Annotated in this window: 26 protein-coding genes; 16 read left to right on the top strand and 10 right to left on the bottom strand. The window is 71.1% G+C overall.

Going from position 1 to position 25,370, the window contains the following annotated elements; genetic code table 11:
• The first annotated feature begins 101 nt into the window (after positions 1 to 101).
• From efeB to HUX53_RS35795, 5 genes are read left to right on the top strand one after another with little or no spacing between them, the layout of a single operon-like run.
• Positions 102 to 1,190: an iron uptake transporter deferrochelatase/peroxidase subunit gene (gene efeB / locus HUX53_RS35775; RefSeq protein ID WP_176407709.1), complete on the top strand. Its 1,089-nt coding sequence runs from the start codon at positions 102 to 104 to the stop codon at positions 1,188 to 1,190.
• 2 nt (positions 1,191 to 1,192) lie between these two features.
• Positions 1,193 to 2,176: a cytochrome c oxidase assembly protein gene (locus tag HUX53_RS35780; RefSeq protein WP_255205962.1), complete on the top strand. Its 984-nt coding sequence runs from the start codon at positions 1,193 to 1,195 to the stop codon at positions 2,174 to 2,176.
• Positions 2,177 to 2,211: 35 nt separating this feature from the next.
• The gene (locus HUX53_RS35785; RefSeq protein WP_176407710.1) at positions 2,212 to 3,036 is read left to right on the top strand and encodes a heavy metal-responsive transcriptional regulator; all 825 of its coding nucleotides are present in this window, start codon (positions 2,212 to 2,214) and stop codon (positions 3,034 to 3,036) included.
• 14 nt (positions 3,037 to 3,050) lie between these two features.
• Positions 3,051 to 3,386, top strand: coding sequence for a YnfA family protein (locus tag HUX53_RS35790; RefSeq protein WP_176407711.1), 336 nt, complete (start codon positions 3,051 to 3,053; stop codon positions 3,384 to 3,386).
• A gap of 11 nt (positions 3,387 to 3,397) precedes the next feature.
• Positions 3,398 to 4,195, top strand: coding sequence for an SDR family NAD(P)-dependent oxidoreductase (locus HUX53_RS35795; protein ID WP_176407712.1), 798 nt, complete (start codon positions 3,398 to 3,400; stop codon positions 4,193 to 4,195).
• Here the strand turns inward: HUX53_RS35795 and HUX53_RS35800 are convergent.
• The 3 genes from HUX53_RS35800 to HUX53_RS35810 form a co-directional block, all read right to left on the bottom strand.
• Positions 4,180 to 5,712: a class I adenylate-forming enzyme family protein gene (locus HUX53_RS35800; protein ID WP_176407713.1), complete on the bottom strand. Its 1,533-nt coding sequence runs from the start codon at positions 5,710 to 5,712 to the stop codon at positions 4,180 to 4,182. The genes HUX53_RS35795 and HUX53_RS35800 overlap by 16 nt on opposite strands.
• 65 nt (positions 5,713 to 5,777) lie before the next feature.
• On the bottom strand, positions 5,778 to 6,584 hold the full coding sequence (locus HUX53_RS35805) for an SAM-dependent methyltransferase (RefSeq protein WP_176407714.1): 807 nt from the start codon (positions 6,582 to 6,584) through the stop codon (positions 5,778 to 5,780).
• A 50-nt stretch (positions 6,585 to 6,634) separates the two neighbouring features.
• Positions 6,635 to 7,150: an Lrp/AsnC family transcriptional regulator gene (locus HUX53_RS35810; RefSeq protein ID WP_176407715.1), complete on the bottom strand. Its 516-nt coding sequence runs from the start codon at positions 7,148 to 7,150 to the stop codon at positions 6,635 to 6,637.
• A gap of 108 nt (positions 7,151 to 7,258) precedes the next feature.
• Here HUX53_RS35810 and pdhA point away from each other — a divergent pair, with 108 nt between their 5' ends.
• The 3 genes from pdhA to HUX53_RS35825 are packed head-to-tail and all read left to right on the top strand — an operon-like array spanning position 7,259 to position 10,583.
• On the top strand, positions 7,259 to 8,359 hold the full coding sequence (gene pdhA / locus HUX53_RS35815; protein WP_176407716.1) for a pyruvate dehydrogenase (acetyl-transferring) E1 component subunit alpha: 1,101 nt from the start codon (positions 7,259 to 7,261) through the stop codon (positions 8,357 to 8,359).
• The gene (locus tag HUX53_RS35820; protein WP_176407717.1) at positions 8,356 to 9,360 is read left to right on the top strand and encodes an alpha-ketoacid dehydrogenase subunit beta; all 1,005 of its coding nucleotides are present in this window, start codon (positions 8,356 to 8,358) and stop codon (positions 9,358 to 9,360) included. Before pdhA ends, HUX53_RS35820 begins: the two co-directional genes overlap by 4 nt.
• A complete protein-coding gene (locus tag HUX53_RS35825; RefSeq protein WP_176407718.1) occupies positions 9,357 to 10,583 on the top strand; it encodes a dihydrolipoamide acetyltransferase family protein in 1,227 nt (408 codons plus the stop codon). The genes HUX53_RS35820 and HUX53_RS35825 overlap by 4 nt, the downstream gene beginning before the upstream one ends.
• Here the strand turns inward: HUX53_RS35825 and HUX53_RS35830 are convergent.
• Positions 10,570 to 11,193 carry a TetR/AcrR family transcriptional regulator gene (locus tag HUX53_RS35830; protein ID WP_309237594.1) on the bottom strand — a complete coding sequence of 208 codons (624 nt, stop codon included), beginning with the start codon at positions 11,191 to 11,193 and terminating at the stop codon, positions 10,570 to 10,572. The genes HUX53_RS35825 and HUX53_RS35830 overlap by 14 nt on opposite strands.
• A gap of 103 nt (positions 11,194 to 11,296) precedes the next feature.
• Between HUX53_RS35830 and paaZ the strand changes: the two genes are divergently transcribed.
• The 8 genes from paaZ to HUX53_RS35870 all read left to right on the top strand — a co-directional run bounded on the left by paaZ (position 11,297) and on the right by HUX53_RS35870 (position 19,540).
• Positions 11,297 to 13,336 (top strand): phenylacetic acid degradation bifunctional protein PaaZ, encoded by a 2,040-nt coding sequence (gene paaZ / locus HUX53_RS35835; RefSeq protein WP_176407720.1) that lies wholly within the window; start codon positions 11,297 to 11,299, stop codon positions 13,334 to 13,336.
• Positions 13,333 to 14,259: a 1,2-phenylacetyl-CoA epoxidase subunit PaaA gene (paaA, locus tag HUX53_RS35840; protein ID WP_176407721.1), complete on the top strand. Its 927-nt coding sequence runs from the start codon at positions 13,333 to 13,335 to the stop codon at positions 14,257 to 14,259. The genes paaZ and paaA overlap by 4 nt, the downstream gene beginning before the upstream one ends.
• Positions 14,259 to 14,543 (top strand): 1,2-phenylacetyl-CoA epoxidase subunit PaaB, encoded by a 285-nt coding sequence (gene paaB / locus HUX53_RS35845; RefSeq protein ID WP_176407733.1) that lies wholly within the window; start codon positions 14,259 to 14,261, stop codon positions 14,541 to 14,543. The genes paaA and paaB overlap by 1 nt, the downstream gene beginning before the upstream one ends.
• 7 nt (positions 14,544 to 14,550) lie before the next feature.
• On the top strand, positions 14,551 to 15,423 hold the full coding sequence (gene paaC / locus HUX53_RS35850) for a 1,2-phenylacetyl-CoA epoxidase subunit PaaC (protein ID WP_176407722.1): 873 nt from the start codon (positions 14,551 to 14,553) through the stop codon (positions 15,421 to 15,423).
• Positions 15,417 to 15,905, top strand: a complete 489-nt coding sequence (paaD, locus tag HUX53_RS35855) for a 1,2-phenylacetyl-CoA epoxidase subunit PaaD (protein ID WP_176407723.1) — start codon at positions 15,417 to 15,419, stop codon at positions 15,903 to 15,905. Before paaC ends, paaD begins: the two co-directional genes overlap by 7 nt.
• On the top strand, positions 15,906 to 16,970 hold the full coding sequence (gene paaE, locus HUX53_RS35860) for a 1,2-phenylacetyl-CoA epoxidase subunit PaaE (RefSeq protein ID WP_176407724.1): 1,065 nt from the start codon (positions 15,906 to 15,908) through the stop codon (positions 16,968 to 16,970).
• A gap of 96 nt (positions 16,971 to 17,066) precedes the next feature.
• A complete protein-coding gene (locus HUX53_RS35865; protein WP_176407725.1) occupies positions 17,067 to 17,774 on the top strand; it encodes a VWA domain-containing protein in 708 nt (235 codons plus the stop codon).
• A 161-nt stretch (positions 17,775 to 17,935) separates the two neighbouring features.
• Positions 17,936 to 19,540, top strand: coding sequence for a GMC family oxidoreductase (locus tag HUX53_RS35870; protein ID WP_176407726.1), 1,605 nt, complete (start codon positions 17,936 to 17,938; stop codon positions 19,538 to 19,540).
• On the opposite strand, the gene HUX53_RS35875 is transcribed toward HUX53_RS35870, so the two are convergent.
• The 6 genes from HUX53_RS35875 to HUX53_RS42815 all read right to left on the bottom strand — a co-directional run bounded on the left by HUX53_RS35875 (position 19,537) and on the right by HUX53_RS42815 (position 25,192).
• Complete coding sequence (locus tag HUX53_RS35875) at positions 19,537 to 19,971, bottom strand: protein-tyrosine phosphatase family protein (protein WP_176407727.1); 435 nt, start codon at positions 19,969 to 19,971, stop codon at positions 19,537 to 19,539. The genes HUX53_RS35870 and HUX53_RS35875 overlap by 4 nt on opposite strands.
• Entirely contained in the window at positions 19,968 to 20,516 is a 549-nt protein-coding gene (locus tag HUX53_RS35880) for a CGNR zinc finger domain-containing protein (RefSeq protein ID WP_176407728.1), read from the bottom strand. The genes HUX53_RS35875 and HUX53_RS35880 overlap by 4 nt, the downstream gene beginning before the upstream one ends.
• Positions 20,517 to 20,553: 37 nt before the next feature.
• Positions 20,554 to 23,064: an ATP-dependent Clp protease ATP-binding subunit gene (locus HUX53_RS35885; RefSeq protein ID WP_176407729.1), complete on the bottom strand. Its 2,511-nt coding sequence runs from the start codon at positions 23,062 to 23,064 to the stop codon at positions 20,554 to 20,556.
• A 155-nt stretch (positions 23,065 to 23,219) separates the two neighbouring features.
• Positions 23,220 to 24,191, bottom strand: a complete 972-nt coding sequence (locus HUX53_RS35890) for a DUF1731 domain-containing protein (protein ID WP_309237595.1) — start codon at positions 24,189 to 24,191, stop codon at positions 23,220 to 23,222.
• A gap of 85 nt (positions 24,192 to 24,276) precedes the next feature.
• A complete protein-coding gene (locus tag HUX53_RS42810) occupies positions 24,277 to 24,648 on the bottom strand; it encodes an N-acetyltransferase (protein WP_176407734.1) in 372 nt (123 codons plus the stop codon).
• Positions 24,649 to 24,697: 49 nt separating this feature from the next.
• The gene (locus tag HUX53_RS42815; RefSeq protein WP_176407731.1) at positions 24,698 to 25,192 is read right to left on the bottom strand and encodes a potassium channel family protein; all 495 of its coding nucleotides are present in this window, start codon (positions 25,190 to 25,192) and stop codon (positions 24,698 to 24,700) included.
• Positions 25,193 to 25,370 lie beyond the last annotated feature (178 nt).

The following is a 25,370-nucleotide window of genomic DNA, read 5'->3' on the forward strand; positions in this document are numbered from 1 at the left end:
CACTGTGATATGTTGTGCTGTGATTACGTCTCCTATTTCGTTTTTTAATTAGCTGGTGACCAGCGAGATTTGCACTCTCCTCTTCGTGGGGAGGGTCAGGTGTGTATAAGCGACCAGCCGTCCCGTTCCACGGCCGCCACCAGGCCGGGATCACCACGCCGGCGCAGGCGTGCGGGCATCTGGTCGCGTTCGACCTACAGCCCGATGCCGGACGGCCCGGCGCGGCGACCCTCCTGCGCCGCTGGTCGGCGGCGGCCGAGGCGATGACCCGGGGACGCCCGCCCGCCGGCGACGACCAGATCGCGCTGGACGCCGGACCGTCCTCCCTCACCGTGACGTTCGGGTTCGGCCGGTCCTTCTTCGGCAAGACCGGGCTGAAGGACCACATGCCGGACGCACTGGTGGAGATGCCACCGTTCTCCGCCGACGCGCTCGACCGCGACCGGAGCGACGGTGACCTGTGGGTACAGATCGGCGCCGACGACCCGCTGGTCGCCGTGCACGCGCTGCGCGTCCTTCAGAAGACCGCGTCCGGGACGGCGAAGGTGCGCTGGACGATGAACGGCTTCAACCGGGCACGGGGCGCGACCGACCGGCCGAGGACGGTGCGCAACCTCATGGGCCAACTCGACGGGACGGGCAACCCGCGTCCGTCCGAGTACGACGCGAAGGTCTTCGTCGCGGACGCGCCGGGCCCGCACGCCTGGATGAACGGCGGCTCGTACGCGGTCGTCCGCCGCATCCGGATGCTGCTGGACACATGGGACCGGCTTCCCCTCGCCCGGCAGGAACGTGTCATCGGCCGCCGAAAAACCGACGGCGCCCCGCTGTCCGGCGGGACGGAGACCACGCCGCTGAACCTCGGGGCGGTCCGGCCGGACGGGTCGCTCGCCATCCCCGGCGACGCCCACGTCCGGGTGGCGGCGCCGTCGTCCAACGGCGGCGCGACGATGCTGCGCCGCGGGTTCTCCTACCACGACGGCCTGCGCCCGGACGGCGCGCCAGACGCAGGGCTGCTCTTCATCGCCTGGCAGGCCGACCCGACGACCGGCTTCATCCAGGTGCAGCGCAAGCTCGACGGCGCCGACGGCCTCACCCGCTACCTGCGGCACGAGTCGAGCGCGGTCTTCGCCGTCCCCGGCGGCGCGGCCGAAGGCGACTACGTCGGCCGCGCCCTGCTGGAGTCATGATCATGAATATGGGCATGTCCACGCACATGAGCGGCCCGATGTGGATGCCGATGGCGCCGCCGACCCTGGAGCGCCTGATCGCGTGGCATCCGCAGCCGCTGCCGCTCGAACCCGTCCTGTGCCTGTTCGCGCTGGCCGGCTACGCGGCCGGGGTACTGCGGCTGCGGCGGCGCGGCGACCGCTGGCCGCCGCTCCGCACGGCCGCCTGGACCGCCGGGGTCGCCGCCTGCGCCGCCGTCACCTGCACGGGCGTCGGCGGCTACGGCATGGAGATGTTCAGCGTCCACATGGTCCAGCACATGGTGCTGTCCATGCTCGCGCCGATCCTGCTCCTGCTGGGCGCGCCGCTGACCCTGGCGTTGCGGGCGCTTCCCGCCGCGGGACGCGGCCGCACCGGGCCGCGCGAACTCCTCGTCCGGCTCCTGCACAGCCGCTTCGCACGGGTGGTGTCGTCGCCGCTCTTCACGCTGCCGCTGTTCATCGCGAGCCTCTACGGCCTGTACTTCACGCCGCTGTTCGACCTGGCCATGCGCAGCTGGCTCGGGCACGAGATCATGCTCGCCCACTTCGTCGCCGTGGGCCTGCTGTTCTTCTGGCCCATCGTGGGCGCCGATCCCGCGCCGCACCGTCCGGCGCACCCGCTGCGCATGCTGGAGCTGTTCATGGGCATGCCGTTCCACGCCTTCTTCGGGATCGCGGTGATGATGGCGGGCGCGCCCATCGTCGGCTTCTTCGCCCACCCGCCCGGGTCCCTGCACCTGAACGTGGTATCCGACCAGACGACCGGCGGCGGCATCGCGTGGGCGTTCGGCGAGGTGCCGACGATGCTGGTCCTGGCCGCGCTGTTCGCCCAGTGGTACCGGGACGACGTGCGGCGGGCCGCGCGCACCGACCGGCAGGCGGTGCGCGACGACGACGCCGAACTCGCCCGCTACAACGCCTACCTGGGCCGGCTGTCCGCGTCCGACCGGACCGAAAGGGCTTGACCTTCGAGCCGGGTCGAAGGTTTACCGTCGCAGGTATGACGACGATGCGGATATCGCAGCTCGCCGAGCGCAGCGGCGTCCCCGCGACAACGTTGCGGTACTACGAGAGCGCGGGCCTGCTGCCCGCGGACCGCACCCCGTCCGGCTACCGGACGTACGGGGAGGACGCGGTCACACGGCTCGCGTTCATCGGCTCGGCCAAGCACCTGGGCCTGCCGCTGCACGAGATCGGAGAGCTGCTCGCGGTGTGGGAGGCCGGGGCGTGCGCCGATGTGAAGGCCGACCTGCGCCCCCGCGTCGCCGCCCGCCTGGACGAGGCCGACCACCGCATCACCGAACTGGCAGCTTTCACCGCCTCCCTGCACAACGTCCTGGAACACCTGGACGCCCTACCCGACCGGCAGGATCCCTGCGACGCCGAATGCGGCTTCCCGTCCGGCCACCCTAAGCCCGAGAAACCAGCGGTCATCGGCATAACAGGCGGCGACGACTTGGCGGATCTGTGCGACGCCGGCTGCGGGCCGACCGACCGGCCCAAGGTCGGAGGGTCGGCGGTCGCCGACGGCGATGACATGGCCGAGATGCCGATCGCCTGTTCGCTCGCTGGGGACGGTGTGGTCGAGCGGGTTGCTGAATGGCGGGGCGTTATCGGGGACGGGCGGGTGGCGGAGATCGGTGGCGGGGTGCGGGTTACGTCGCCGGTCGGCCGGGCTGCGGCCGTGAGTGAGTTGGCGGCGGCCGAGCAGCGGTGCTGTCCGTTCTTCGACTTCCGGCTCTGCTTCGATGGGGACGTCGTTCATCTGGAGGTGCGTGCCCCCGCGGAGGCCGCCGGGCTGATCGACGAGTTGTTCGCCCCTTGATCTAGGACGCCGCCTTGCTCATCGCCCGCTCCATCGCGCTGTTCGTCGCCGCCGCCGTGCTGGAGATCGGCGGCGCCTGGCTGGTCTGGCAGGGCGTGCGCGAGCACCGGGGGTGGATCTGGGTCGGCGGCGGCGTCATCGCGCTCGGCCTGTACGGTTTCGCCGCCACGCTTCAGCCGGACGCCCATTTCGGGCGCGTCCTCGCCGCGTACGGCGGGATCTTCGTCGCCGGGTCGATCCTGTGGGGCGTGGTCGCCGACGGCTACCGTCCCGACCGCTTCGACATCGCCGGCGCGCTGGTCTGCCTGGCCGGCATGGCCCTGATCATGTACGCCCCACGCGGGCACTGAGAGGTGTTTCCATGGCATCGGCGAACGTCCTGGTCACCGGCGCCTCGTCCGGGATCGGACGGGCGACCGCGCTGCTCTTCGCCGAGCGCGGCGCCCGCGTCTTCGGCACATCCCGGCGCGAGCGCCCGGACGAGGGCGGGGTCCGGATGCTTCGGCTGGACGTGCGCTCCGCTGAGTCCGTGCGGGAATGCGTCGGCGAGGTGCTCGCGGAAGGGGACATCGACGTCCTGATCAACAACGCGGGCATCATGCATCTGGGCTTCGCCGAGGAGACCACGCCGGAGGAGGCGCGTGCGCTGTTCGAGACGAACTTCTTCGGCGCCGTCCGTCTCGTCGACGCGGTGCTGCCGGGAATGCGCGAACGCCGGCGTGGCCGCATCGTCAATGTCGGGTCGCTGGCCGCGTGGGTCGGGGAGCCGGGCGAGGGCTTCTACGCCGCCTCCAAGGCCGCCCTCGCCCGCTACACCGAGTCGCTGCGCCACGAGGTGTGGCATCTGGGCATCAAGGTGTGCCTGGTCGAGCCGGGCGTGTTCACCACCGAGGTGCTGAACTCGTCCACCGCGAACGAGTCCGCCATCGCCGACTATGACGGGCCACGGGAGAGCGCCCGCGCCACGCTTCAGGGCGCCCTCCGGAAAGGCGAGGATCCGCGGAAGGCCGCCCGGATCGTCTGGAAGGCCGCGACCGCGAAGGCGCCGCGCGGACGCTACGGCGCCGGGTGCGAGAGCCTCTGGGTTCCTCCGCTCAAGACGCTGGCGCCGCAGCGTCTCGTGGACGCCGCGCTGCGCCGCGCCTACGGGCTGCCCTGAAGGTAGTCGTTCTTCAGCTGAACCTTGTGGATCTTGCCGACCGGGGTCATCGGGACCTCGGTGGTGATGACGAACTGGCGGGGGATCTTGTAGTCAGCGAGGCGGTCGCGGCAGTAGGCGGTGAGCTCGTCCTCGGTGGGCGGCTCGGCGCCGGGGCGCGGGACGATGTAGAAGCGGCCGATCTCGCCCAGGACGTCGTCGGGGACGCCGATCCCGGCGGCCATCGCGACGCCGGGGTGCGCGGTCAGCACGTTCTCGATCTCGACCGGGTACACGTTGAAGCCGCCCTGGATGTACATCTCCTTCTTGCGGCCGCGCAGGACGAGGTGGCCGTCCGGTTCCATGGCGACCATGTCGCCGGTGGCGAGCCAGCCGTCGGGGAGGAACACCTCGGCGGTCTCGTCCGGCATGTCCCAGTAGCCGGCGGTCACGCAGCCGCCGCGGATCTGGAGTTCGCCGGTCTCGCCGGACGGGACGGCGGTGCCGTCCGGGCCGGTCACGCGGGCCTCGAAGTCGCCGATGATCACGCCGAGGGTGCGGGCGACGGTCTCCGGGGCGTCGTCCACGGGCGACAGGACGCAGGCGCCCGAGGACTCCGACAGGCCGTACAGGCCGTAGAGCGGGGCGCCGGGGAAGGCCCGGCGGATCGACTCGGCCAGGGCCGGTTCCACGTTGGAGCCGCCCGCCATGCACAGGCGCACGGACGAGACGTCGTGGTCGGCGAAGTCCGGGCGGCCGAGCATGAGGACGTACATGGTGGGGACGGCGCCGAGGAACGTCACGCGGTGGCGTTCGATGGCGCGCAGCGCGCCGTCCGGGGAGAAGGCGGGCAGGAGCGCCACGGAACCGCCGCTGACCAGCGCGGCCATGATGGTGCAGGTGATGCCGCCGACGTGGTTGAACGGCAGGTGCCCGAGCAGGACGTCGGCGTCGGTCATCGCGAAGTGGTCGGCCTGGGCGTTCGCCGAGGCCAGCATGCTGCGGTGGGTGATCGCCGCGCCCTTGGGGCGTCCGGTGGTCCCCGACGTGTAGAGGATCATCAGCGGGTCGTCCGGGGCGGCGGCGTCCGGCACCGGCTCGGCGGGTGTCGCGGCCAGTTCGTCGAACTCCGCGCCGAAGAAGAGGTAATCGGTCACGCCGGGCGCTTGAGGACGGAACTTCGCGAAGAACTCGGTGAAGTCGAAATCCGGAATCGCGGCGGTGCTGATGACCATTCGCGCGCCGCTCTGGCCGAGCATGTAGGACAGCTCTTGTTCCCGGTAGCGGACGTTGAGCGGGACGATGACGGCACCGATCCGGGCCGCGCCGAAAAAGGCGGCGAGCCATTGCGCGGTGTTGAGTCCCAGCAGGCCGATGCGGTCGCCGCGCCTGCTTCCGCGTGCCAGCAGACCGGCCGCGACCCGGTCGGTCAGCTGGTCGAATTCGGTGAACGTGATGGTGTCGTCGCCGTCGTACAGGAATGCCTTGTCCCGCGCCGCCGCGTCCTTCAGTGCCGCTCCGACCGTGCTCGCCCGCATGCTGCAGCCTCCCGTTTGGCCCGTCCCCTTGCCACCATCACGTATCGGGCGCGGTATGCCAATACCTACGGCTTGCGGCCGACGCCCGCGTAGAACCAGATGGGGAGGGCCTCCTCCAGCGTTATGGAGCGTTCCGGCCGCCACAGCGGCGCCCACACGAGGCCCGGGTCGAGCAGTTCGAAGTCGCCGAACAGGGCCGTCACCTGCTCCTCGGTGCGGGGCGTGCCGGGCGCGTTCGTCCGCTTGTAGACCTCGACGACCTTGGCGACCACGTCGGGGACGCCGTCCGCCGAGGCGTGGGTCAGCACGAGGTGGCTGCCCGAGGGGAGCGCGTCGCGCAGCTCGTCCATGATGCCCTGCGGGTCGTCCTCGTCCTGGATGAAGTGCAGGGTCGCGACCAGCAGCAGCGCGATCGGCTTGCCGAAGTCCAGCAGCCGCCGCACCTCGGGGTCGTCGAGGATCGCGCGGGGGTCGCGGACGTCGCCGACGATCATCCGCGTGCCCTCGGCGGCGGCGAGCAGCGCCCGGCCGTGCGCGACGACCTGCCCGTCGTAGTCGACGTAGGCGACGCGGGCGGCGGGGTTCACCGACTGCGCGATCTGGTGGACGTTCTGCTGCGTCGGCAGCCCGGTGCCGATATCGAGGAACTGGTCGATGCCCTGCTCGGCGAGATACCGCACCGCGCGGCCGAGAAAGGCGCGGTTCTCCCTGATCAGCGTGACCAGCGTCGGGTCGGCCGCGATCGCCTCGTCGGCGCGTGCGCGGTCGGCCGCGTAATGGTCCTTCCCGTCCAGGTAATAGTCGTACATGCGGGCGATGTTCGGGACGTTCGGATCGAATCCGTTCGGCTGCTGCCGGTCAGCTGCCACCATTTCTCCTCACAGCCGGGAGCGCCGGCTCCCGGCCGTCTCAGCGTACGCGATCATGAACGCTTCTCGCGCTCGATCGGTGCCGCCGGGATCTCGTCGAAGATGAGCCAGGTGCGGGTCGCGCGGACGCCTTCGACGGCGTGAATGCGGGCCAGGACGACGTCGCGCAGCGACGCGTTATCGGGCGTGCGGACCAGCATGACCAGGTCAACGTCCCCGCCGACGAACGCCAGGTGCTCGATGTGGGCCATCTTCCGGAGTTCGGCCGAGACCTTGCGCCAGGAGTTCTGCTCGATGTTGACCAGGACGTAGGCCGCCGTGCCCATCCCCGCGCGGACGGGATCGACCTGCGCGGTGAACCCGGTGATGACGCCGTCGGCGATGAGGCGCTCCACCCGCGTGTAGGCGTTGGAGCGGGAGACGCTGACCTTCTCGGCGAGGGCGCGCATGGAGATGCGGCCGTCCGCGCGCAGCTCGCGGACGATCGCGCGGTCGACGTCGTCGAGGGGCGCCGCCGAACGTCCGTCCGGGCCCGCGGAGGGTGCGGTTTCGGGAGACAGATGGTCCATGAATGCTCCGCTTGCTGGCCGATTGTCCTGTGTTTTGGCCGTCTATTGAGACCTATGGCCGATCTGGTTCATATTCCTAGCACCGATCGAGTGCGGAGGTGGAGGCGGATGACGACGGACCGGGTTGAGGCGCTGCTCCCCTCGGCGGAGCCCGTGCGGTTCCTGACCGACGGCGGCGCGGCGGTACGCGGGAGGCAGCGCTACGCGGTGCCGGATCCGGAGCTGCTGCGGCGGGCGCACCGCGCGATGGTCGTCGGGCGGCGGTTCGACGCGCAGGCGACCGCGCTGACCAAGCAGGGCCGGCTGGCCGTGTACCCGTCCAGCCACGGGCAGGAGGCGTGCCAGGTCGGCTCCGTGCTCGCGCTGGCGGACGACGACTGGTACTTCCCCACCTACCGGGAGTCGATGGCCCTTGTGGCGCGCGGCATCGACCCGGTCGAGGTGCTGTCGCTGCTCCGCGGCGACGCGCACTGCGGATACGACCCCGGGCTGCACCACACCGCGCCGCAGTGCACGCCGCTCGGGACGCAGACCGTCCACGCGGCGGGGCTCGCGTACGCGGAACAGCGCAAGGGGACGGGACGGGTCGCGCTGGCCTGCGTCGGCGACGGCGCCACCAGCGAGGGCGACTTCCACGAGGCGCTCAATTTCGCCGCCGTGTTCAAGGCGCCGGTGGTGTTCCTCGTCCAGAACAACCAGTACGCCATTTCGGTGCCGCTGGACCGGCAGACCGCCGCGCCGTCCCTCGCCTACAAGGGCATCGGTTACGGCGTGCACTCCGAACGGGTGGACGGAAACGACCCGGTCGCGGTGCTGGCAGTCCTGGCGGCGGCCGTCGAGCACGCCCGCTCAGGCAATGGACCGTTCCTCGTCGAGGCGCACACGTACCGCCTCGAATCGCACACGAACGCCGACGACGCGTCCCGCTACCGGACGGACGCCGAGGCCGAACAATGGCGGAAACGCGACCCGATCGCCCGGCTGGAGGCATATCTGCGGCGGCGCGGGCATCTCACCGACGAGGACGTCGCGGCGGCGTCCACCGAGGCGGAGGAGTTCGCCGCCCGCCTCCGCGACCGGATGAACGCCGACCCCGAACTCGTCCCGCTGGGGCTGTTCGACCACGTCTACGGCACCCCGGACCCGCAGCTGGACGAGCAGCGGGCGCAGCTGCGGACCGAGATCGAGGCCGAGGAGGCGCTGTCATGACGACGATGGCCCAGGCGCTGAACACGGCGCTCCGCGAAGCGATGGACGAGGACGAGCGCGTCGTGATGTTCGGCGAGGACGTCGGCACGCTCGGCGGCGTCTTCCGCATCACCGGCGGGCTGGCCGCGAAGTTCGGCGACGACCGCTGCTTCGACACCCCGCTCGCCGAGGCGGGCATCGTCGGCTTCGCCGTCGGAATGGCGATGGGCGGTTTCCGGCCCGTCGTCGAAATGCAGTTCGACGCGTTCGCCTACCCGGCGTTCGAGCAGATCGCCTCGCACGTCGCGAAAATGCGGAACCGCACGCGCGGCCAGGTCGAACTGCCGCTCGTCATCCGCATCCCCTACGCGGGCGGAATCGGCGGCGTCGAGCACCACTGCGATTCCAGCGAGGCGTACTACGCCCACACCCCGGGCCTGAAGGTCGTCACACCGGCCACGGTCGAAGACGCATACTCCCTCCTCCGCGAGGCGATCGACGACCCGGACCCGGTCGTGTTCATGGAGCCGAAGAAGCTCTACTGGTCGAAGTCGGACATCGAGCACCTGGAGCGCACCGACCCGTTCGGTCGCGCCGCCATCCGCCGCCCCGGCCGCGACGCGACGGTCGTCGCCTACGGCCCGAGCGTGCCGGTCGCCCTGGAGGCCGCGAGCGCCGCCGCCGACGAAGGCTGGGACCTGGAGGTCATCGACCTGCGCACCATCGTCCCGTTCGACGACCTGACCGTGTCGGCCTCCGTCCGCAGGACGGGCCGCTGCATCGTCATCAGCGAGGCCGCCGGCTTCGCGGGCGTCGGCGCGGAGATCGCCGCCCGCGTCCAGGAACGCTGCTTCCACAGCCTGCAAGCACCGGTGCTCCGCGTGACGGGCTTCGACATCCCGTACCCGCCGCCGATGCTGGAGCACCACCACCTCCCGAACGTCGACCGCGTCCTGGACGCGCTCGACCGCCTCCAACGCGACGACCAGCCCGACACCCGCTACCTGGGCGGTGCCGCGTGACCGTCTTCAAACTGCCCGACCTGGGCGAGGGCCTCACCGAGGCCGAAGTCCTGGAGTGGAAGGTCTCGGTAGGCGATACCGTCACCGTCGACCAGATCATCGTCGAGGTAGAAACCGCGAAGGCCGCCGTAGACGTCCCAATCCCCGTCGCCGGCACCGTCACCGAGCTCTACGCCAAGGCCGGCACGGTCGTGGACGTAGGCTCTCCCCTCATCTCGATCACCACGCAGAATGCTGCTGCGGAGCGGTATCGGGAAGAGGAGCGGGCCGGGTCCGGGAACGTGCTCGTCGGGTACGGGACGACTGAGAACCGTCGCTCGCGCCGTCGCGCCGCCAAGCAGGTTCCCGCGCCGTCCGCAGCGCCTTCGCGGGATGAGGTGGTGCGGGTTATTTCGCCGGTGGTGCGGCGGTTGGCGAAGGAGAACGGGATCGATGTCGGGGGGCTCAGCCCGACCGGTCCCGGTGGGGTTGTGCTGCGGCGGGACGTGGAGAAGGCGATCGTCGACGCCACGCCGAGGCCCGACGAGACGGACGTCGTGCGGGTTCCGCTCAAGGGGGTGCGGCGGGCGATGGCGGAGAAGCTGTCGCGTAGCCGCCGCGAGATCCCGGACGCGACCACCTGGGTGGACGTGGACGCGACCCGGCTGGTGAAGCTCAAGAAGAAGATCCAGCAGGCCGACCCCGAGGCGCATGTCGGCATGCTGGCGTTGTTCGCCGGGATCTGCCTGACCGGGCTCCGGCGCTTCCCTGAGCTCAACGCCTACGTGGACACCGAGCGGCAGGAGGTCGTCCAGGTGCCGCACGTCCATCTCGGGTTCGCGGCGCAGACCGAGCGGGGGCTCGTCGTGCCGGTCGTCCGGGACGCGCATGCGATGACGCTGGCCGAGCTCGCCGAAGCGCTGAGGGAGCGGACGGAGGCGGCCCGCGAGGGACGCCTGTCGCCGAGTGACCTCACCGGCGGCACGTTCACGTTGAACAACTACGGCGTGTTCGGTGTGGACGGCTCGACGCCGATCATCAACCATCCCGAGGCGGCCATGCTCGGCGTCGGCCGGATCGCCGACAAGCCGTGGGCGCACAAGGGGAAGGTGAGGCTGCGCAAGGTGACGCAGCTGTCGTTCACGTTCGACCACCGGGTCTGCGACGGCGGCGTCGCCGGCGGTTTCCTGCGGTTCGTCGCCGACTGCGTGGAGCGTCCCGAAGTGCTGGTCACTCACCGGTAGCCGCCGCGCGGCGGCGCAGGCCGTCGAACGCGACCTTGCAGAGCGCGTCGGCGATCTCTTCCCCGCTCGCGCCGCCGCGCGGCCTGTACCACTCGATCAGCGAGTTGACCAGGCCGAACAGCAGCCGGGCCGCGATCGCCGGGTCGATGTCGGGGCGGATGTCGCCGTCCGCCTCGGCCTGCGCGACCAGCCCGGAGACGAGGTGGTCGAACTCGCGGCGGCGGGCCAGCGCCCGCTTCTCGACGGCGGTGTTGCCGCGCACCCGCAGCAGCAGGGTGACGAACGGCTGCCGCTCGACGAGGACGACGACGCTGGCCCGGACGAGGTGCTCCAGCCGGTCGATGGCCCGTCCCTCGACGGCCGCGGTCTCCTCGGCGGCGGCGAACAGCCCGTCGAGCGCCCGGTCGACGGCGAGCTGCAGCAGTTCGTCCTTGCTGGCGACGTGGTGGTAGATCGCGGACTTGCCGATCCCGAGCCGCTTCGCCAGGTCGTCCATGCTGGTGCCGTCGTAGCCGCGCTCGTTGAACACCTGCACCGCGACCCGCAGCAGCGACTCCCGGTCGTAGCCGGGCCGTCCCCGCCGGTTCGCCCGCCCGCCCACATTGCTCACGGCGGCCATTATCGCAGCGCCGAGCCCGCCCGGCTCTTCTCCCGGGGCCCGTTCCCGGGTTAATATCTGACTGAACGGACGGTCAGTAATTCGAGGAGGTCGGATGGCTCCGCTGCCCAGCTACGTGTCCGGTGCCTGGCATGTTCCGCCGGACGAGGGCGCGCCGCTCGCCGACGCCGTGACCGGCGAGGAGGTCGCGCGGATCTCCTCCACCGGCATCGACATGGGCGCGGCGCTGGAGCACGGGCGCCGGACGGGCGGCCCGGCCCTGCGCGAGCTGACCTTCCACCAGCGCGCCGCGCTGCTGAAGAAACTCGGGCTTCACCTGCGCGAACACCGCGACGAGCTGTACGCGCTGTCGGCGCGCACCGGCGCGACGCTCGGCGACTCGAAGATCGACGTGGACGGCGGCATCGGCGTCCTGCTGGCGTACGCGAGCAAGGGCAAGCGCGAACTGCCCAACGACACCGTGCTGGTCGACGGGGACGTGGAGCCGCTCAGCAAGGGCGGCACGTTCGCCGGACGGCACATCTGCACGCCGCTGCAGGGCGTCGCCGTGCAGATCAACGCGTTCAACTTCCCCGTCTGGGGCCCGCTGGAGAAGCTCGCGCCCGCGTTCCTCGCCGGCATGCCGAGCCTGGTGAAGCCCGCCCCGCAGACGGCGTACCTGTCCGCGCGGCTGGTCGAGCTGATCATCGAGTCGGGCATCCTGCCGGAGGGGACGCTCCAGCTCGTCTGCGGCGACCCGCGTGACCTGCTCGATCACCTGACCGAGCAGGATCTGCTCGCGTTCACCGGTTCGGCCGCCACCGGCCACCTGCTGCGCAAGCACCCGGTCGTGACCGGACGGTCGGTCCGCTTCAACGCCGAGGCCGACTCGCTGAACTGCTCGATCCTCGGCCCGGACGCCCGTCCGGGAACGGCCGAGTTCGATCTGTTCGTGAAGCAGCTCGTCACGGAGATGACGGTGAAGGCCGGCCAGAAGTGCACGGCCATCCGGCGCGCACTGGTGCCGTCCGACCTGATGGACGACGTCGCGCAGGCGGCGAGCGAGCGGCTCGCGCGGGTCAAGGTCGGCAACCCGTCCGACCCGGACGTCCGGATGGGCGCGCTCGCCACCCTCGACCAGCGCGACGAGGTCCGCCGCCAACTGAAGAAGCTCCTGGACGCGGGCCGGATCATGTTCGGCGACCCCGAGCACGTCGACGTCATCGGCGCCGACGCCGAGCGCGGCGCGTTCATGTCGCCGATCCTGCTGCGCGTGGACGACACCGACCGCGCCGAGCCGCACGAGGTCGAGGCATTCGGCCCGGTCAGCACGCTGCTCCCCTACGACGGTGGCGCCGAGCAGGCCGTCGCGCTGGCGGCCCGCGGGCTGGGCAGTCTGGTCGGCTCGGTCGTCACCGCCGACGCCGACTTCGCGCGCCGCGTCGTGATCGGCGCCGCGCCCTGGCACGGGCGGCTGCTCGTCCTCAACGAGGAGGACGCGAAGGAGTCCACCGGGCACGGCTCGCCGATGCCTGGGCTCGTCCACGGCGGGCCGGGACGCGCGGGCGGCGGCGAGGAAATGGGCGGAATGCGCGGCGTCATGCACCACATGCAGCGCACCGCCGTCCAGGCCGGGCCGTCGATGCTGTCCGCGATCACCGGACACTGGACGCCGGGCACGTCCCGCACCGAGACCGACGTCCACCCGTTCCGCAAGCACCTCGAAGAGCTGCGAATCGGCGACACGGTCACCGCCGGCCCGCGAACCGTCACGCTCGACGACATCGAGCACTTCGCCGAGTTCACCGGCGACACCTTCTACGCGCACATGGACGAGGAGGCCGCCAAGGCGAACCCGTTCTTCGGCGGGCGGGTCGCGCACGGATACCTGGTGGTCTCGTTCGCGGCGGGCCTGTTCGTGTCGCCCGAGCCCGGCCCCGTCCTCGCGAACTACGGGCTGGAGAACCTGCGGTTCCTGGCCCCGACGTTCCCCGGCGACGAGCTGACCGTGCGGCTCACCGCCAAGCAGATCACCCCGCGCGAGAACGCCGATTACGGCGAGGTCCGCTGGGACACCGAGGTCACCCGGCAGGACGGCGCGGTCGTCGCGCAGTACGACGTCCTGACCCTGGTGGCCAAGCGGGAGGCGTCATGACGCAGGAGCATTTCGAGCGGACGATCGAGCGCGACCAGCGGATCGAGCCGCGCGACTGGATGCCCGACAAGTACCGGGCGACGATGGTCCGGCAGATCGCGCAGCACGCGCACTCGGAGATCATCGGCATGCAGCCGGAGGGCGTCTGGATCACCCGCGCGCCGTCGCTGCGCCGCAAGGCGGTCCTGCTCGCCAAGGTGCAGGACGAGGCGGGCCACGGCCTGTACCTGTACTCGGCGGCGGAGACGCTCGGCGCCGACCGGTCCGACCTGACCGGCAAGCTGATCTCCGGGAAGCAGAAGTACTCGTCGATCTTCAACTATCCGACGCTGACGTTCGCGGACGTCGGGGTGATCGGCTGGCTGGTGGACGGCGCCGCGATCTGCAACCAGGTGCCGCTGTGCCGCAGCTCCTACGGCCCGTACGCGCGGGCGATGATCCGGATCTGCAAGGAGGAGTCGTTCCACCAGCGGCAGGGCTACGAGCTGCTGATGACGCTCATGCGCGGCACCGAGGCTCAGCGGGACATGGTGCAGGACGCCGTGAACCGCTGGTGGTGGCCGTCGCTGATGATGTTCGGCCCGCCGGACGCCGACTCGACGCACACCGCGCAGTCCATGGCCTGGAAGATCAAGCGGCACACGAACGACGAGCTGCGGCAGCGGTTCGTGGACATGACCGTCCCGCAGGCGGCGGCGCTCGGCGTCACGCTCCCCGACCCCGACCTGCGCTGGAACGAGGAGCGCGGCCGGCACGACTTCGGCGAGATCGACTGGTCGGAGCTGAAGCGGGTGATCAGCGGCGACGGCCCCTGCAACGCGGAGCGGGTCGAGCGGCGCCGCAAGGCCCACGAGGACGGCGCCTGGGTACGCGAGGCCGCCGCCGCGCACGCCGCGAAACACGCCCGGAAGGAGGTGGCGTGATGGAGAAGGACTGGCCGCTCTACGAGGTGTTCGTCCGCGGCAAGCGCGGCCTGAACCACGTGCACGTCGGCTCGCTGCGCGCCCCCGACGACGAGATGGCCCTGCGGAACGCCCGCGACGTGTACACGCGGCGGAACGAGGGCGTCAGCATCTGGGTGGTGAGGTCCGAGGACATCACCGCGTCCAGTCCCGACGAGAAGGACCCGTTCTTCGCGCCCAGCGGCGACAAGGTCTACCGGCACCCGACGTTCTACGACATTCCCGAGAACGTCCCCCACATGTGAGGTCCCGATGTCCTCCGACAACCCGTTCGAGGCGCTCTCCGAGCAGAGCGACGACACCCACTGGGCGTTCGGCACCGGCTTCGACGACCCGCTCGCCGGGATCGACCCGTCCGTCCCGGACGGCGTCGACCGCGCCGCGCTGGCCGCGTACTGCCTGATGCTCGGCGATGACGCCCTGGTCATGTCGCACCGGCTCCAGGAGTGGTGCACGCACGCTCCCGAACTGGAGGAGGAGGTCGCGCTCGCCAACATCGCGCTCGACCTGCTCGGCCAGGCGCGACTGCTGCTCGCCCGCGCCGGCGTCGCCGAGGACAAAGGCCGCGGCGAGGACGATCTGGCCTACTTCCGGGACGCGTCCGACTTCCGCAATGTCGGCCTGGCCGAGGTGGAGAACGGCGACTTCGCCTACTCGACCGTCCGGCTGCTGATGTTCGCGACGTGGCGGCTGGCGCTGCTGGACCATCTCACGACGTCCAACGACCCGGTGCTGGCCGCGATCGCCGCGAAGGGCGTCAAGGAGGTCGCCTACCACCGCGACCACGCCGCGCTGTGGACGATCAGGCTCGGCGACGGCACCGACCTCTCCCACGAGCGCACCCAGCGGGCCTTGGACGACCTCTGGCCGCAGACCGGCGAACTGTTCGTCGCGCACGAGATCGAGCGCCGCTTGGCCGATGCCGGGGTCGGCGTCGACCCGTCCGACGTCCGCAAGGAGTTCGACACCGTCCTCGACGAGGTGCTGGCCAGGGCGACCCTCCGGCGCCCCGAGCCCGTGCCGTCCCACCTGGCCGGACGGGACGGCGCGCACTCCGAGGCGCTGACCGGTCTCCTGACCGAGATGCAGACCCTCGCCCGCGAGCATCCGGGGGCGACATGGTGAGCGCCCGAGCGATCGCCGAGACGGTCACCGACCCCGAGCTGCCGATGCTCACGCTCGCCGAACTCGGCGTGTTGCGCGACGTCACGGAGGACACAGGCCGCGTCGAGGTGACGATCACCCCGACCTACACCGGCTGCCCCGCCCTGGACGCGATGCGCGCCGACCTGCGCAGGGAGCTCGCCAACGCCGGATACGCCGACGTCCGGATCCGCACGGTCCTCGACCCGCCGTGGACGACCGACTGGATCAGCGACGCGGGACGCAGCAAGCTGCACGAGGCCGGGATAGCGCCCCCTGGCCCGGCGCCGCACCGCGCATCCGGCCCGATCCCCCTCTCGCTGGGCCCGACCCGGCGCATCCGCTGCCCGCACTGCGGCTCGTCCGACACGGTCGAGCTGTCCCGGTTCGGCGCCACCGCCTGCAAGTCGCTGCGCCGCTGCGACGCCTGCCGCGAGCCGTTCGAGCACTTCAAGGAGATCTGAGTGACGCTCACCGAGGTCGCCCCCGCCCGCGCCGGCTTCCACGCGCTGCGCGTCGCGGGCGTCGAGCGCCTGTGCGACGACGCGGTCGCGGTCACCTTCGACGTGCCGCCGGACCTGGCGGACGCGTACGCGTTCCGCCCCGGCCAGTTCCTCACCCTCTGCCGCGGGGAAGAGCGCCGCTCCTACTCGATCTGCGCGCCGGCCGGTGCCGCGCCGCGCATCGGCGTCCGCGAGATCCCGGCCGGCATGTTCTCATCGTGGCTGGTCAACGAGGTGCGAGCGGGCGACATCATCGAGGTGCTCCCGCCGTCCGGCAATTTCACGCTCGGCACGGCCGCCGCGCATCACGTGCTGATCGCCGCCGGGTCGGGGATCACGCCCGTCCTGTCGATCGCCGCGTCCGCGCTCGCCGACCCCCGCGCGCGCGTCACCGTCCTGTACGGCAACCGGCGCAGCGGCACGGTCATGTTCGCCGACGAACTCGCCGACCTGAAGGACGCCCACCCGGACCGCTTCGAACTCGTCCACGTCCTCTCCCAGGAACCCCGCGAAGCAGAACTCTTCACCGGACGCCTGGACGCGGACAGACTCCGCGCCCTCCTCCCCCTGCTCGTGCCCGTCCCCGACGTCGATCACTGGTGGCTGTGCGGCCCGTTCGGCATGGTCACCGACGCCCGCGACGTCCTGCAGGGCTTCGCTGTGCCGCGTGACCGCGTCCACCAGGAACTCTTCTTCGTGGACGAGGCCCCGCCCGAGCCGAACCGGAAGCAGTCGGCACCGTCCGGCCCAGCGTGCGAGGTCACGGTCGTCCTCGACGGACGCTCAACGACCCTGACCCAGCCCCAGGACGCGAGGATCCTCGACTCGGCCCAGCGCATCCGCCCCGACCTGCCGTTCGCCTGCAAGGGCGGCGTCTGCGGCACCTGCCGGGCCAGGGTCGTCGAAGGCGAAGCCGACATGCATCGCAACTTCGCCCTCGACCCCGCCGAAGTCGACGCCGGCTACATCCTGACCTGTCAGTCGACCCCCGCCACCCCGCACCTCACCGTCGACTACGACTCCTGACGCGCCCCGCCGCGGCCGGATCCGGCAGAACCCTGCGCCGACCTGGCATAACGGTGCATCCTTGGACGTTCACGTCGCCGTTGAGGAGCTTCCCGAATGCCCATCAGCCTGGACAAGGTGCAGTCGACCGCGCCCGGTCTCGTCAACCTCTACAAGGCCGCCAAGGTCAACCTCGAAAAGCGCGGGCTCGGCGGGGAGCGCGCCGCCGTCTACCTCGTCCTCGACCGGTCCGGGTCGATGCGCCGGTACTACAAGGACGGCACCGTCCAGCACCTGGCCGAGCAGGCGCTCGCGCTCGCCGCGCACCTGGACGACGACGGCGTCGTCCCCATCGTGTTCTTCGACAAGGTCGCGCACCCGATGGTGGAGGTGAGCCTCACCGACTACCAGGGCCGGATCAACGAGGAGCACGACCGCCTCGGGCACATGGGGACGACGAACTACGCTGCCGCCATGCAGGCCGTCATCGACCACTACCGGGCCACCGCGCCCGCCGCCCCCGCGTTCGTCATCTTCCAGACGGACGGGTCGCCGGACTCCCGGACGGCCGCCGAGAAGATCCTCTGCGACGCGTCCACCCTCCCGATCTTCTGGCAGTTCGTCGGGTTCGGCGACGACGAGTTCAAGTTCCTGCGCAAGCTCGACGACCTGCCCGTCCCGCGCAAGCGCGCGATCGACAACGCCGACTTCTTCCCGGCCGGTCCCGAGCCGAAGGCCATCGCCGACGACGACCTCTACCGGCGGCTGATGAACGAGTTCCCGTCCTGGCTCACCGAGGCCCGCACCGGCGGCATCCTCCGCTGAACGGCCCGTTCCGGTGATCGGGACACCCCTTGGCCAGCGGTTCCGTTCCGTTTACGATCGGCGCACCCATGAAGTCGCCTGCACGGCGGCGCCGACCGGGCCAGGCGCGGGCCCTCGACTGGGGTCGTTCGCGCGTGCGCGGGCGCCGCTGAGAGGAAGACATGGACCAGACCGCTGATTACGTCGTGGTGGGGGCCGGCAGCGCGGGATGCGTGCTGGCGCGGCGACTGGCCGACTCGGGGGCGAGCGTCGTCCTGGTGGAGGCGGGCGGGCCGGACCGGACGCCGATGGTCCGCAAGCCCGGTCTGATCGCCGTCTTCCACAACGTCCCGCAGCTGAAGAAGAAGCTGGACTGGGGGTTCTACAGCGAGCCGCAGAAGCACGCGCTCGACCGGAAGATCCCGCAGACGCGGGGCAAGGTCCTCGGCGGCTCCGGGTCGATCAACGGGATGCTGTTCGTGCGGGGGCACCGCAAGAACTACGACGACTGGGCTGCGGACGGCTGCGACGGCTGGGGCTACGACGACGTCCTCGCCAGCTACAAGCGCATGGAGAACTGGGAGGACGGCGCCACCGAGCTGCGCGGCGCCGGCGGCCCCATCCAGGTGACCCGGCAGCGCGACCTGACGCCGGCGTCGGAGGCGTTCATCGAGGCGCTGGCCGAGACGGCCGGGGTGAAGCGGAACGACGACTACAACGGCGAGGAGCAGGAGGGCGTCGGCGTCTTCCAGCAGAGCGTCGACAAGGGGCTGCGCTACAGCTCGTCCGTCGGCTACCTCGACGACCACGGGCTCGCCAACCTGACCGTGATCACGGGCGAGACCGTCGGCCGCGTGGTGATCGAGAAGGGTCGCGCCACGGGCGTCGAGCTCGTCACCAAGAAGGGGCCGGGGACGATCCGGGCGTCTAAGGAAGTGGTGCTGGCGGCGGGCGCGTTCGGTTCGCCGCAGCTGCTGATGCTGTCCGGCGTCGGCCCGGCCGCGCACCTGCGCGAGCACGGCATCGAGGTGCACGCCGACCTGCCCGTCGGCGACAACCTGCACGACCACATGTTCGTGCCGATGACGTTCGTCATGGACACGGCCCGGCACAAGGGCACCGCCCCCTACTTCGCGCGCGGCGTCGCCAAGGAGTGGACGAAGGGCGGGACGTGGGTGGCCCGCAGCGTGTTCGAGGCGGTCGGGTTCGTCCGCAGCGGGCAGGCCGGCGACATCCCCGACCTGCAGATCCACGCGCTGCCGTGGTCGTACCCGTTCCCGAACCAGGACGCCCCGATCCGCCACAAGGTGGACAAGCGGCGCGCCCTCACGATCATGCCGACGCTGATCTACCCGAAGAGCCGCGGGACGGTCCGGCTGGCGTCCGCCGACCCGGCCGCCGCGCCGGTGATCGACCCCGGCTACCTGACCGAGCCCGACGACGCCCGGCTGCTGCTGGACGGCATCGAGCTCGTCCGCGAGGCGATGGCGAACAAGGCCATCGCCGGTGACGTCAAGGCGGAGCTGTCGCCCGGCCCGCAGTACCCGGACCGCGCCGCGCTGGCGAAGGAGCTGCCGAACCGCGCGACGACCGTCTACCACCCGGTCGGCAGCTGCCGGATGGGGTCGGACGAGCGGGCCGTCGTCGACCCGGCGCTGAAGGTGCGCGGCATCGAGGGGCTGCGGGTCGCGGACGCCTCGATCATGCCGAGCATCATCGGCGGCAACACCAACGCGCCCAGCATGATGATCGGTGAGCACGCCGCGACGCTGATCCTGGGCGATTAGCCGCTCGGGAAACGCGTCACCCAGCGGCGCTGCCAGGGGGTCTCCACGGCGCGCGGGTGGTGGTGCTCGCGCGCCCAGGCGACGGCGTCAGCCGGGTCCACGCCGGACAGGACGGCGAGGCAGGCGATGACGGTGCCGGTGCGTCCGACGCCGCCGCCGCACGCCACCTCGGCGGCCTCGCCCGCCTTGGCCCGTTCGTGCAGTGCGCGGATCTGCCGGACGGCCTCGTCCCGGTCGCGGGGCAGCCGGAAGTCGGGCCAGTCGAGCCACTGAGCGGCCCAGCGCAGGTCGGACGCGTGGCGGCGCTGGAGCTTCGCCGATCCCAGGTAGAGGCCGAAGTCGGGCTCCGGACCGTCCGGCAGCGGATTGCGGAGGCCGCGTCCCCGGATCCAGGTGCCGTCCGGCAGCCGGATCGCGCCGGGGAGCGTCATCGGACCGCCTCCCGGCGGCGGGCGCGGTGGTTGGCGACGTTGAGCCGGTTGCCGCACCGCTCGGGCATGCAGTAGCGGCGGCGTCCGGCGCGGCTGGCGTCGATGAACACGCCGCGGCAGCCGGGCGCGGCGCACTCCCGGAAGCGTTCGTGGCCGAGCGCCCGCACGACCCCGGAGATCGCGACCGCGATGACCGCGGCCAGCTCGTCGGCGAGGGACGCGTCCGGATCGGTAGGCACGAACCACTGCCACTGCCCGGACGCATCGCGGCGCAGCACAGGCGCCTGCCCGGCCCGGCGGAGCAGGACGGCCGCGCCCGCGGCGGCCTGCTCGGCGTTCTCGGTCTCCACGATGCCGCGGACCTCCCGGCGAAGCAGCTGCACGGGGAAGATGTCCGCTTCCTCCGGCGTCCAGTGCCCCGCCAGAAGTTCGGCCAGCGCGTCGACATCGGCCAGCGCCTCCGCCCCGCGCACGGTCGGCGACGTGCTGACCAGCGCGTTCGCAAGCTCAGCGCCTGCCGCGTAATCACCGATCGGGATGCGCACGAGCCCTCCTGTAAGGGTTACAGGCGGACTATAACACTTACCGCACGGACTCCCCGGTGACGTCGAACTGGAGACCGCCCTCCACGGCGGACACCTCCACGTGCCGGCCGTGCTCCAGGTCGCCGGACAGCAGCAGGTCGGCGAGCTGGTCGTCCACCTCCCGCTGGATCGTGCGGCGCAGCGGCCGGGCGCCGAACTCCGGCTGGTAGCCGCGCTCGGCGAGCCAGTCGACGGCCTCGGCGGTGAAGTCGACGTCCACGTCCTGGGCGCGCAGGCGGCGGCGCGTCTCGTCCAGCAGCAGGTCGGTGATCTGCCGGAGCTGCCCCGCCTCCAGCCGCCGGAACACGATGATCTCGTCGATCCGGTTGAGGAACTCGGGCCGGAACGACTCGCGCAGCCGCCGCATGATCCGGTCGCTGAGCGCGCTCCCGTCGCCGTCGCGGCCGCCGAACCCGATCTCCGTCGTGCCGGTGATCAGCTCCGAGCCGAGGTTGGACGTCATGATCACCACGGTGTTGCGGAAGTCGACGGTGCGGCCCTGCGCGTCCGTCAGCCGGCCGTCGTCGAGGAGCTGGAGCAGGACGTTGAACACGTCCTGGTGCGCCTTCTCGATCTCGTCCAGCAGGATCACCGAGTACGGCTGCCGGCGCACCGCGTCGGTGAGCTGCCCCGCCTCCTCGTATCCGACATATCCGGGCGGGGCGCCCATCAGCCGGCTGACGGTGTGCCGCTCCTGGAACTCGCTCATGTCGAACCGGATCATCCGGTCCCGGCTGCCGAACAGCGCCTCCGCCAGCGCCTTCGCCAGCTCCGTCTTCCCGACGCCGGTCGGCCCGAGGAACAGGAACCCGCCGATCGGACGGTCCGGGTCGCCCATGCCGGCCCGCGACCGCCGGACGGCCCGCGACACCGCCGCCACCGCGTCCTCCTGCCCGACCACGCGCTGGTGCAGGTGCTCCTCCAGGCGGGACAGCCGCTCGCGTTCGGCCTGCGTGAGCTGCGTGACCGGCACCCCGGAGATCCGGGAGACGACCTCGGCGATGTCCTCGGTGGTCACCTCGGGGACGGTCACGGGCGCGTCGTCGTCGCGCGCGGTCGTCAGGTCCTTCTCCAGCCGGGCGATCTCGTCGCGCAGCTCGGACGCCTTCTCGTAGTCCTCGTCCGCGACGGCCTGGTCCTTCTCGCGGCGCCGCCGGTCGAGCCGCTGCTCCAGCTCGCGGCGGCTGCCGTCCCGCGTCCCGGAGCGCAACCGCACCCGCGCCCCCGCCTGGTCGATCAGGTCGATCGCCTTGTCCGGCAGGAACCGGTCGGTGAGATAGCGGCTGGACAGGTCCACGGCCGCGATCAGCGCCTCGTCGTTGTAGCGCACCGAGTGGTGCGCCTCGTACCGGTCGCGCAGCCCGCGCAGGATCTCGATGCTGTCGTCGGGGCTCGGCTCCGACACGAGAATCGGCTGGAACCGGCGCTCCAGCGCCGCGTCCTTCTCGATATTCCGCCGGTACTCATCGATCGTCGTCGCACCGACCACATGCAGTTCGCCCCGCGCCAGCGCGGGCTTCAGCATGTTCCCCGCCGACACGGCCCCCTCGGCGCTCCCGGCGCCCACGATCGTGTGGATCTCATCGATGAAGACGACCAGCTCATCGGCGTGCTCACGGACCTCGTCCACGAGCTTCTTCAGCCGCTCCTCGAAGTCGCCCCGGTACCTCGTGCCCGCGACGACACCGCTCAGATCCAGCTGGACGATCCGCTTCCCGCGCAGCGTCTCCGGCACGTCGTCATCGACGATCCGCTGCGCCAGTCCCTCGGCGATCGCGGTCTTCCCGACCCCCGGGTCGCCGATCAGCACCGGATTGTTCTTGGTGCGCCGCGACAGCACCTCGACGGTCTCCTCGATCTCCTGCTGCCGCCCGATCACCGGGTCGATCCGGCCCTCCCGCGCCAGCGCGGTCAGATCCTGGCCGAACTCGTCCAAGGTGGGCGTCCCGGACGGCTGCCCGCCGCCCCCGCTGGGCGGCTGCCCCTGCCCGCCGCCGGTCGCCGCCTGCTGCAGCGAGTCAGGCGTCACATGCTCATGATCGAGAATGCGGCCCGCACTCGACCCACGATCCAGCGCCAGCGCGAAAAGCACATGCTCAGGCCCGATATAGGACGACCCGAGCGCCCGCGACACCTGGTGCGAATCCAGCAGCGCACGCTTCGCCGACGGCGTCAGCTCAGGCGGCACATCGCGCGCCTCGCCCCGCCGCCCATGCTCCTCGATCTCGCTCCGGATCTTGTCCGGGTCCGCGCCGGCCCGCGCGATCCACTGCCGCGTCCCCTGCTGCCGCGTCGCCGCCCACAGCAGGTGATCGGTGTCCAGGTCGACGCTGCCCCACTGCGCCGCCTGCGCCGCCGCGTCCCGCACCAGCTCGCGCGCCGGCTCGCTCATCAGCCGCGCGATGCTGATCCGCTCCTGCGGCCTTCGGTGCGCCCGCGCACCGAAGAACCGGGCGAGCATCTCCTCGAACGGATCCATCCCCCCGGACCCGTACCACCCCGCGGTCATATCTCCGAAACCCCCCGGTACTCGAAGGACACGTCCTGGCAACGGTCACTCACGTGCCCGTGCCACGCCCCCGGAAACCCAGTACAGGACGCACACGGAGCGTCGACGACCCCTGACCACAGAGTAAGGAGGAGATCAACCGGACGGACGGCAATTCACATCCCCGGCCTGGCCGCCTTCCTGCTCCGCCGCGCACGCCGCACGAGATCATCAGCGGCCTCCGCCCACCCGGCATGGTCGAAGACGAACCCCGCGTCGGGCAGCCGACCGGGCACGACACGGCGGCTCTTGAACAGGAGCTCGGTATCCGACCGCATCACCAGCGCCCCGAGTTCCGCCATCCACGCCGTCGCGGGCAGACCGACCGGCATTCCCCACGCGGCCCGCAGCGCGCGCATGAACGCCCGCTGCGGCAGCGGCCCCGGAGCGGCGAGGTTGACCGGCCCGGCGAGATCGTCCCGCTCGATCAGGAACTCGACCGCACGCACAAAGTCCCGATCATGGATCCAGGACACGTATTGCGCGCCGCCCGCGACCGGCCCGCCGAGCCCGAGCCGCGCCAGCCACGACAGGACGTCGAAGACACCCCCGCGATCCGGGCTCATCACCATGGCCGCGCGCAGCGCGACCTTGCGGGTCCCCGGAGTCTCGGCCCGCTCCTGAGCCCGCTCCCACTCCTTCGCGATCCTGACGCTGTAGCCCCAGTACTTCGGCACCCCGGCCTCGGCACCGCCGATCACACCGGTCGCCTCATCATTGGCCGCGTCGAACCGGTGAGCGTAGACGGTGGCGGTGCTCATCTGCAGCCAGACCCGCGGCGGCCGCACGGCCCCCGCGATCGCCTCGCCCACGACCCGGGCGGACTCCACCCGCGAATCCATCATCTCCTGCAGATTGGCCGGCGTGTAACGGCAGCTGACGCTGCGTCCGGCCAGGTTGATCACGACGTCACTGCCGTCGACCACCTCGGCCCAGGCCCCGAGCGTCCGCCCGTCCCACCCGACCTCGCCCGCACGCACGGGCCTCCTGGTCAGCACCACGACCTCGTGCCCGGCCGCCGTCAGGCCGCGCTTCAGAATGGCCCCCACCTGCCCGGTCCCCCCGGGAATCACAACTTTCACAGCCACCTCCAGCGGACGGATCCACCGTAACGCAAAATTTTGAACACGTTCAAGACGGTGCCGCGGGGCACCCGTCCCGGACGGGTCCGACTCAGAGCTGCCGGTAATAGGCGACGACCGGCAGCGGGACGAACCCGAGCCGCTCGTACAGCGCCCTGGCAGGTGCGTGGAACGAGTCCCCGCCGGTACCGATCTCGACTACCTCGGCTCCGAGCATTCGCATCTGTGCGAAGGCGTGCTCGCAGAGGGCGGCGCCCACGCCGTGCCGGCGGTGCTCGTCCCGGACGGCGAGGAGCGTGACACTGCCGTTCCTGCGCGCCGGATCGGTTCGGTGAGTGGGGCCAGGTCGTCCTGGACGAACCCACGGATGAGCATGGGAGTGCGCCTTTCGGGCTGAGGGCTTGATGCCCCGGGTGAAGGAAGGGGCTCCCGGCCGATGAAATCGCCGGCGAGCGGGTCCGATCCCTCAGTGACGCGTACGCCAAGCGGCAAAGCACTCCATGCACCGCATGCTAACCGCCCCCGTGCCCCCGGTGTTCGACGCCTCGGCGCATGGCGTCGATCAGGACCTTTACGACGAGCCCGAGGAAGACGAGGTCACCGAACATCTGCACTGTTGTCAGGATCCGCGCCGGCTGCGAGCGCGGCACGATGTCGCCGAAGCCGACCGAGGAGAACACGGTCATGGTGAAGTACAGGGCGTCGACATGCGTCAGCGGTTCGGAGAAGGCACCCGGCGCGCTGTTCTCCATCGAGCAGTAGCCTGCGGCGAAGGCGACCAGGAAGAGCGGGACGGACGTCGCGAGTGCCTCGACGGTCCGCAGCCGCGGTGCGGGCGACCGCACGATCGCTCGCGCCTGCCACCAGACGAGCGCCCCCAGCGCGGCCAGGACACATCCCAGAACCACGGCGGTCACCACCGTGAACGCCCTCGTCAGCGGGGTGGCGAAGTAGGCGGCCAGCAGGCACAGCGTGGTCAGCGTCGTACGTAGGACCGTCCGGAGCACAAGCCTGCGGCGACCTCTTGGCGCATGGGTCTCCACTCTCCGTCCGTGCCCTGGATAACGAGAAAATCGCCGGGCCGGGACGTCCGAGGTGGAGAAGAAGCTTCAGTGCGGGAGGTCAAAGATGCGCGGAGAAACCGCGTGCGCGCGGGGAGGCGGGGGGTTCTTGGTGGGGATGGCC

Source organism: Actinomadura sp. BRA 177, assembly GCF_013372625.1.
Taxonomy (GTDB): Bacteria; Actinomycetota; Actinomycetes; order Streptosporangiales; family Streptosporangiaceae; genus Spirillospora.

What these genes read in the sequence shown, in the direction of transcription:
- HUX53_RS35780 (WP_255205962.1), top strand. Translation starts at nt 1,193, where the DNA reads ATGAATATGGGCATGTCCACGCACATGAGCGGCCCGATGTGGATGCCG.
- HUX53_RS35785 (WP_176407710.1), top strand. Translation starts at nt 2,212, where the DNA reads ATGACGACGATGCGGATATCGCAGCTCGCCGAGCGCAGCGGCGTCCCC.
- HUX53_RS35795 (WP_176407712.1), top strand. Translation starts at nt 3,398, where the DNA reads ATGGCATCGGCGAACGTCCTGGTCACCGGCGCCTCGTCCGGGATCGGA.
- HUX53_RS35800 (WP_176407713.1), bottom strand. Translation starts at nt 5,712, where the DNA reads ATGCGGGCGAGCACGGTCGGAGCGGCACTGAAGGACGCGGCGGCGCGG.
- HUX53_RS35805 (WP_176407714.1), bottom strand. Translation starts at nt 6,584, where the DNA reads ATGGTGGCAGCTGACCGGCAGCAGCCGAACGGATTCGATCCGAACGTC.
- HUX53_RS35810 (WP_176407715.1), bottom strand. Translation starts at nt 7,150, where the DNA reads ATGGACCATCTGTCTCCCGAAACCGCACCCTCCGCGGGCCCGGACGGA.
- pdhA (WP_176407716.1), top strand. Translation starts at nt 7,259, where the DNA reads ATGACGACGGACCGGGTTGAGGCGCTGCTCCCCTCGGCGGAGCCCGTG.
- HUX53_RS35820 (WP_176407717.1), top strand. Translation starts at nt 8,356, where the DNA reads ATGACGACGATGGCCCAGGCGCTGAACACGGCGCTCCGCGAAGCGATG.
- paaZ (WP_176407720.1), top strand. Translation starts at nt 11,297, where the DNA reads ATGGCTCCGCTGCCCAGCTACGTGTCCGGTGCCTGGCATGTTCCGCCG.
- paaA (WP_176407721.1), top strand. Translation starts at nt 13,333, where the DNA reads ATGACGCAGGAGCATTTCGAGCGGACGATCGAGCGCGACCAGCGGATC.
- paaB (WP_176407733.1), top strand. Translation starts at nt 14,259, where the DNA reads ATGGAGAAGGACTGGCCGCTCTACGAGGTGTTCGTCCGCGGCAAGCGC.
- paaC (WP_176407722.1), top strand. Translation starts at nt 14,551, where the DNA reads ATGTCCTCCGACAACCCGTTCGAGGCGCTCTCCGAGCAGAGCGACGAC.
- paaD (WP_176407723.1), top strand. Translation starts at nt 15,417, where the DNA reads ATGGTGAGCGCCCGAGCGATCGCCGAGACGGTCACCGACCCCGAGCTG.
- HUX53_RS35865 (WP_176407725.1), top strand. Translation starts at nt 17,067, where the DNA reads ATGCCCATCAGCCTGGACAAGGTGCAGTCGACCGCGCCCGGTCTCGTC.
- HUX53_RS35870 (WP_176407726.1), top strand. Translation starts at nt 17,936, where the DNA reads ATGGACCAGACCGCTGATTACGTCGTGGTGGGGGCCGGCAGCGCGGGA.
- HUX53_RS35875 (WP_176407727.1), bottom strand. Translation starts at nt 19,971, where the DNA reads ATGACGCTCCCCGGCGCGATCCGGCTGCCGGACGGCACCTGGATCCGG.
- HUX53_RS35885 (WP_176407729.1), bottom strand. Translation starts at nt 23,064, where the DNA reads ATGACCGCGGGGTGGTACGGGTCCGGGGGGATGGATCCGTTCGAGGAG.